Source organism: uncultured Aquincola sp. (assembly GCF_964001545.1).
In the GTDB taxonomy this organism is placed as follows: domain Bacteria; phylum Pseudomonadota; class Gammaproteobacteria; order Burkholderiales; family Burkholderiaceae_C; genus Aquincola.
The window spans coordinates 1-5,858 of record NZ_CAXFDV010000448.1 but is presented as its reverse complement, the minus strand read 5'-3'; the positions used below and the strand labels follow the sequence as shown (position 1 = coordinate 5,858).

Sequence of the window (5,858 nt, the reverse complement as noted above, 5' to 3'; positions counted from 1 at the left end):
TCCACCACCTGCAGCACCTCGCCCACCAGCTCGGGGTCCAGCGCGGAGGTGATCTCGTCGCACAGCAGCACCTCGGGGTTCATCGCCAGCGCGCGGGCAATGGCCACGCGCTGCTGCTGGCCGCCCGACAGCTGGTCGGGGTAGCTGTCGAACTTGTCGGCCAGGCCCACGCGGGCCAGCAGCTCGGCCGCACGTTCACGCGCCTGGGCCTTGGGCAGGCCCTTGACCAGCGTGGGCGCCAGCATCACGTTCTGCCCGGCGTTCAGGTGCGGAAAGAGGTTGAAGCTCTGGAAGATCATGCCCACGTTCTGGCGCAGCGCACGCATGGCTTGCGCGTCGCCGTGCTTGAGCGGCTGGCCACCGACCACCAGCGTGCCTTCCTGGAACACCTCCAGGCCGTTGATGCAACGCAGCAGCGTGCTCTTGCCCGAGCCGCTCTTGCCGATGAGGGCGATCACTTCGCCGCGGGTGATCTGCAGGTCGATGCCCTTGAGCACTTCGTTGCTGCCATAGCGCTTGCGCAGGCCCTGGATGTGGACCAGCGGGGCAGGGGTGTCTTGCATGGCGGTGATGCGGTGAGAGAGGTTCAACGGGCGATGCGCAGCCGGCGTTCCAGCTGGCGGCTCCACAGCGACAAGGGAAAGCACAGCGCGAAGTACATGAGCCCCACCAGCCCGTAGGCGATGAAGGGCTGGAAGGTGGCGTTGGCGATCATCTGGCCGGCCTTGGTGACCTCGATGAAGCCGATGACCGAGGCCAGAGCCGTGCCCTTGACCACCTGCACCAGAAAGCCCACCGTGGGCGCGATGGCGATGCGCCCGGCCTGCGGCAGGATGACGTGGCGCAGCTGCTCGCGCAGGTTGAGCGCCAGGCTGGCCGAGGCCTCCCACTGGCCGCGGGGCACGGCCTCGACGCAGCCGCGCCAGATTTCGGTGAGGTAGGCGCCGGCATAGAGCGTCAGGCACACCGAAGCCGCCATCAGCGCCGAGGTCTTGACGCCCAGCAGCGCCAGGCCGAAGTAGGCCAGGAACATCTGCATCAGCAGCGGCGTGCCCTGGAAGACCTGGACATACAAGCCCACGCCCGCCTGTGCGCCCGGCAGCTTGGCGATGCGGATGACCAGCATCAACAGCCCCAGCGCGGCGCCGCCGACGAAAGCGATGAGCGACAAGGCCACCGTCCAGCGCAAGGCCAGCACCAGATGGCCGAGGATGGTGCCGATCGTGAAGTCGACCATGTGTGTGCCCCGGGTGCCTCAGCGGTGGAAGATGAAGCGCGGGCCGGCCCAGTTGAGCAGGCTGCGCAGCAGCACGGCCAGGCCCAGGTAGAGCAGGGTGACCACGATGTACGACTCGAAGCTGCGGAAGGTGCGGCTGCTGATGAGGTTGGCCGCATACGAGGCCTCGGGCGTGGAGATCTGGCTGCACACGGCCGAGCCCAGCATCACGATGATGATCTGGCCCACGATGGCCGGCCACACGCGGCGCAGCGCCGGCGGCAGCACCACGCGCGAGAAGATCTGCCAGCGGTCCAGCGCCAGGCTTTGCGCTGCCTCGATCTGGCCGCGGCCGGTGTTCTCGATGCCGGCGCGCACGATCTCGCAGGCATAGCCGCCCAGGTTCAGCACCATGGCCAGCACGCTGGCCACCTCGGGCGACAGCCGCAGGCCGATGGACGGCAGGCCGAAGAACACGAAGAACAGCTGGATGATGAAGGGTGTGTTGCGGATCAGCTCCACATAAGCCCCCACCACCGCCTGCAGCCAGCCCGGGCCTTCGGCCCGCGCCCAGGCGCACGCAATGCCCAGCACGATGCCGAAGGTGGCGGCCGCTGCCGTCAGCCCCAGCGTGACCAGCAGGCCACGCAACAGCATCGGCCATTCGATGAAGACGGCGGAGAAGTCGAGGGTCATGCCAGGACCGATCGCAAGAGGTGTGCCAAAGCGGTGCACGCAAATCGGCCAAACCGGAAGCAATGCCGCCTGGCAATGATGGCTTTGCGCATGGAAAGCACCCGAAGTTGCATGGCCGCTTCCATCCGCCGGCGCCGCCGCTACGCTGTGACCCACGCGCCCACTTGGCCGGCGCGCTGGACCCTTGACCCATGAACACGCCTTCCACCCGCTCCGAACACGACCTGCTGGGTGACCGAGACGTGCCTGCCGAGGCTTACTACGGCGTCCACACGCTGCGCGCGGTGGAGAACTTTCCCATCACCGGCACGCCCATCTCGGTCTACCCCGAGCTGGTGCAGGCGCTGGCCAGCATCAAGCAGGCCGCCGCGCTGGCCAACCATGAGCTGGGCCTGCTGGACAGCACCCGCTGCCAGGCCATCGTGGCCGCGTGCGAAGAGCTGCGCCAGGGCCGGCTGCATGAGCAGTTCGTGGTCGACGTGATCCAGGGCGGGGCCGGCACTTCCACCAACATGAACGCCAACGAGGTGATCGCCAACCGCGCGCTCGAACTGCTGGGCCACCGCAAGGGCGAGTACCAGCACCTGCACCCGAACGAGCACGTCAACATCGGCCAGAGCACCAACGACGTGTATCCGTCGGCACTCAAGGTGGCCACCTACCACGGCATCCTGGGCCTGGTCGACGCGATGGCCTACCTGCGCGCCGCCTTCGAGGCCAAGGCCGAAGAGTTCGCGGGCGTGCTCAAGATGGGCCGCACCCAGCTGCAGGACGCGGTGCCGATGACGCTGGGGCAGGAGTTCAGCACCTATGCGGTGATGCTGGGCGAAGACGAACTACGCCTGCGCGAGGCGGTGTCCCTGCTGTGCGAGCTGAACCTGGGCGCCACCGCCATCGGCACCGGCATCACGGCCCATCCGCAGTACGCGCCGCTGGTGATGAAGAAGCTCTGCGAGATCACCGGCCTGCCGCTGGTCACCGCGGCCAACCTGATCGAGGCGACGCAGGACTGCGGCGGCTTCGTGCAGCTGTCGGGCGTGCTCAAGCGGGTGGCGGTCAAGCTGTCCAAGACCTGCAACGACCTGCGGCTGCTGTCCAGCGGCCCGCGCGCCGGGCTGGGTGAGATCAACCTGCCGCCGATGCAGGCCGGCTCCAGCATCATGCCGGGCAAGGTGAACCCGGTGATCCCCGAGGTGGTGAACCAGATTGCCTATGAAGTCATCGGCAACGATCTGACGGTGACGATGGCCGCCGAATCGGGTCAGCTGCAGCTCAATGCCTTCGAGCCCATCATCGCCCACAGCCTGTTCAAGAGCGTCAAGCACCTGCGCAACGGCTGCATCACGCTGGCCGACCGCTGCGTCAAGGGCATCACCGCCAACCCCGAGCGCACGCGCGCCACGGTGGAAAACTCCATCGGCATCGTCACCGCGCTCAACCCGTACATCGGCTATGCCAACGCCACCTCGGTGGCGCAGGAAGCGCATGCCACCGGCGGCAGCGTCTACCAGATCGTGCTGGACCAGGGCCTGCTGTCCAAGGAACAGCTCGACCAGCTGCTGCGCCCGGAGATGCTGACCACGCCGCAGCCGATCACGCTGTCTCGCGCCCCTTGACGGCCACCCACAGCACCCGGTTGGCCGGCGTGGGCACGCCCAGCCGCTCGCCGGTGCGCACCACGAAGCCGTTGAGGTGGTCGATCTCGGTGGGCTTGTTGCGCGACAGGTCCTGCGCGGTGGACGAGCGCTGGCCCGGCATGGTCTGGGCGATGCGCAGCACCGCCTGCCACACCACCTCGTCTTCCAGCGTGGTGACGCCGGCCGCATGGGCCACGCGCAGGCATTCGTCCACCACCTCGCGCAGCGCGGGCAGCAGGCCGGTGACCTGCACCAGCTGGCCGTAAGGCAGGCCGGTCAAGGCCGAGAAGGCGTTGTATGCGCAGTTGAGGATCAGCTTGGTCCACAGCGCGGCCATCGCATGGTCCGACACCTCCACCGGCACGCCGGCCGCGCGCAGCAGCTCGGCGATGCGCTCGCTGTCGGCCGAAGGGCCGATCACCAGCTCGCCGCGGCCGTGGTGCTTCACATGGCCGGGGCCGGCCATCTCGGTGGCCACGTACACCACCGCCGGCAGCACCGGCCGGCCCAGCGCCGTCTGCAGCCGCTCGGCGTTGTCCACGCCGTTCTGCAGGCTCAGCAGCACCGCGTCGGGCGCCAGGTAAGGCGCCATCGCGGCGGCCGCGGCATCGGTGTCGGTGGACTTCACGCACACCAGCACCAGCTCGGCGCCTTGCACGGCGGCGGTTTCGGTGCTGGCCTGCACCGGCACCACGAACTCGGTGCCGTCGGCGGTCGACAGGCGCAGGCCGTCGCGCTGCATGGCTTGCACATGCTGCACGCGGCCGATCAGGGTGAGGGCATGGCCGCCCGCGGCCAGCAATGCCCCGTAGTAGCAGCCCACGGCGCCTGCGCCCATCACGGCAATTTTCATAAGGGCCTTTCTAACGGGTGAGGTGGTGACGTTGGTGCCAGTCTGCCAAGGATTCTTCCGGGTAGGTGTCGGCAATGCGGTCTTCGCGGTCCACCACCACCGCCACCCACTCGGGCTTGCTGCCCAGCATCATGTGCGTCACCGCGGGTGGGCTGGGCAGCGGCGTGTCGATGGCGCCGGCGTGCGGGTGCACCAGGTCGGGCCATTGTGGGTCGTACAGCCACAGCGCGGTGCCGCACTGGCGGCAGAAGTGCCGCTGGCCGCTGCTGGTGCTGCCGTCGTCCATGCGGGCGCGGTACACGCTCAGTTGGTCTTCGCCCTGCACCTTCAGTGTGCGGTGGTCGGCGCCCAGGTTGATGGCAAAGCCGCCGGTGCCCGCCGTCTTGCGGCAGATGCTGCAGTAGCAGCGCATGAACGGCACCGGCTCATGCGATTGCACGGAAAAGCGCACGGCGCCGCAGTGGCAGGAGCCTTCGAGTTGCATGGCACGGCCTTTCAGGGTGGCGGGCGGGGCGCCCGGATGGTGGCGTCGGCGGCAAGCCCGGTGCCCGCGGGATGGTTGAATGCCGGCTTCACTCTTGCAGGACGGAAGATGAAACTGCTTCGGCATGGCCCCAAGGGCCAGGAACGCCCCGCGCTGATCGACGCCCAGGGCACGCTGCGCGACCTCTCGGGCGTGCTGCCCGACATCACGCCCGACACACTGTCGCCCGCCGGCCTGGCCCGGCTGCGTGAACTGGACGTGGCCACGCTGCCCGCGCTGCCGCAGGCCGGCCGCATCGGCGTGCCCTGGGCCGGCATGCGCAAGTTCATCTGCATCGGCCTGAACTACGCCGACCATGCGGCCGAAAGCAACCTGCCGGTGCCGGCCGAGCCGGTGATCTTCATGAAGGCCATCACCGCGCTGATGGGCCCGAACGACCCGGTGGTGCTGCCCCAGGGTTCGGTCAAGAGCGACTGGGAGGTGGAGCTGGGCGTGGTCATCGGCAGCACCGCCCGCTACGTGAGCGAAGCGGACGCCCTCAAGCACGTGGCCGGCTACTGCGTGGTCAACGATGTGTCCGAGCGTGAGTACCAGATCGAGCGGGGCGGCACCTGGGACAAGGGCAAGGGCTGCGACACCTTCGGCCCGGTCGGCCCGTGGCTGGTGACGGCCGACGAGGTGCTCGACCCGCAGCAGCTGGGCCTGTGGCTGGAAGTCAATGGCAAGCAGGTGCAGAACGGCAGCACCCGCACCATGGTGTTCAACGTGGCCACGCTGGTGAGCTACGTCAGCCGCTTCATGACGCTGCAGCCCGGCGACCTGATCAGCACCGGCACGCCGCCCGGCGTGGGCATGGGCCACAAGCCGCCGGTGTACCTGAAGGCCGGCGACACGATGCGCCTTGGCATCGAAGGCCTGGGCGAGCAGCAGCAGACGGTGCATGCCTGGGACCCGGCCTTGATCGACGGCTGA

General features: G+C 68.4%; 7 protein-coding genes. 2 read left to right on the top strand and 5 right to left on the bottom strand.

Features of this window, described 5'->3' with window-relative positions:
* The 3 genes from ABNT58_RS15345 to ABNT58_RS15335 form a co-directional block, all read right to left on the bottom strand.
* A partial coding sequence (locus ABNT58_RS15345; protein WP_348754330.1) for an amino acid ABC transporter ATP-binding protein occupies positions 1-563 on the bottom strand: 563 nt, incomplete at its 3' end.
* A 23-nt stretch (positions 564-586) separates the two neighbouring features.
* On the bottom strand, positions 587-1,237 hold the full coding sequence (locus ABNT58_RS15340; RefSeq protein WP_250198159.1) for an amino acid ABC transporter permease: 651 nt from the start codon (positions 1,235-1,237) through the stop codon (positions 587-589).
* Between the two features lie 18 nt (positions 1,238-1,255).
* On the bottom strand, positions 1,256-1,912 hold the full coding sequence (locus tag ABNT58_RS15335; RefSeq protein WP_348754329.1) for an amino acid ABC transporter permease: 657 nt from the start codon (positions 1,910-1,912) through the stop codon (positions 1,256-1,258).
* Positions 1,913-2,103: 191 nt separating this feature from the next.
* On the opposite strand from ABNT58_RS15335, the gene aspA reads away from it, so the two are divergent.
* A complete protein-coding gene (aspA, locus tag ABNT58_RS15330; protein ID WP_348754328.1) occupies positions 2,104-3,528 on the top strand; it encodes an aspartate ammonia-lyase in 1,425 nt (474 codons plus the stop codon).
* Here the strand turns inward: aspA and ABNT58_RS15325 are convergent.
* Positions 3,506-4,402 (bottom strand): 2-dehydropantoate 2-reductase, encoded by an 897-nt coding sequence (locus ABNT58_RS15325; protein ID WP_348754327.1) that lies wholly within the window; start codon positions 4,400-4,402, stop codon positions 3,506-3,508. The genes aspA and ABNT58_RS15325 overlap by 23 nt on opposite strands.
* Positions 4,403-4,412: 10 nt before the next feature.
* Positions 4,413-4,886 (bottom strand): GFA family protein, encoded by a 474-nt coding sequence (locus tag ABNT58_RS15320; RefSeq protein ID WP_348754326.1) that lies wholly within the window; start codon positions 4,884-4,886, stop codon positions 4,413-4,415.
* 108 nt (positions 4,887-4,994) lie between these two features.
* Here ABNT58_RS15320 and ABNT58_RS15315 point away from each other — a divergent pair, with 108 nt between their 5' ends.
* Positions 4,995-5,858: a fumarylacetoacetate hydrolase family protein gene (locus tag ABNT58_RS15315; protein ID WP_348754325.1), complete on the top strand. Its 864-nt coding sequence runs from the start codon at positions 4,995-4,997 to the stop codon at positions 5,856-5,858.

Coding starts and splice junctions, on each gene's coding strand:
- ABNT58_RS15340 (WP_250198159.1), bottom strand. CDS start 1,237: ATGGTCGACTTCACGATCGGCACCATCCTCGGCCATCTGGTGCTGGCC.
- ABNT58_RS15335 (WP_348754329.1), bottom strand. CDS start 1,912: ATGACCCTCGACTTCTCCGCCGTCTTCATCGAATGGCCGATGCTGTTG.
- aspA (WP_348754328.1), top strand. CDS start 2,104: ATGAACACGCCTTCCACCCGCTCCGAACACGACCTGCTGGGTGACCGA.
- ABNT58_RS15325 (WP_348754327.1), bottom strand. CDS start 4,402: ATGAAAATTGCCGTGATGGGCGCAGGCGCCGTGGGCTGCTACTACGGG.
- ABNT58_RS15320 (WP_348754326.1), bottom strand. CDS start 4,886: ATGCAACTCGAAGGCTCCTGCCACTGCGGCGCCGTGCGCTTTTCCGTG.
- ABNT58_RS15315 (WP_348754325.1), top strand. CDS start 4,995: ATGAAACTGCTTCGGCATGGCCCCAAGGGCCAGGAACGCCCCGCGCTG.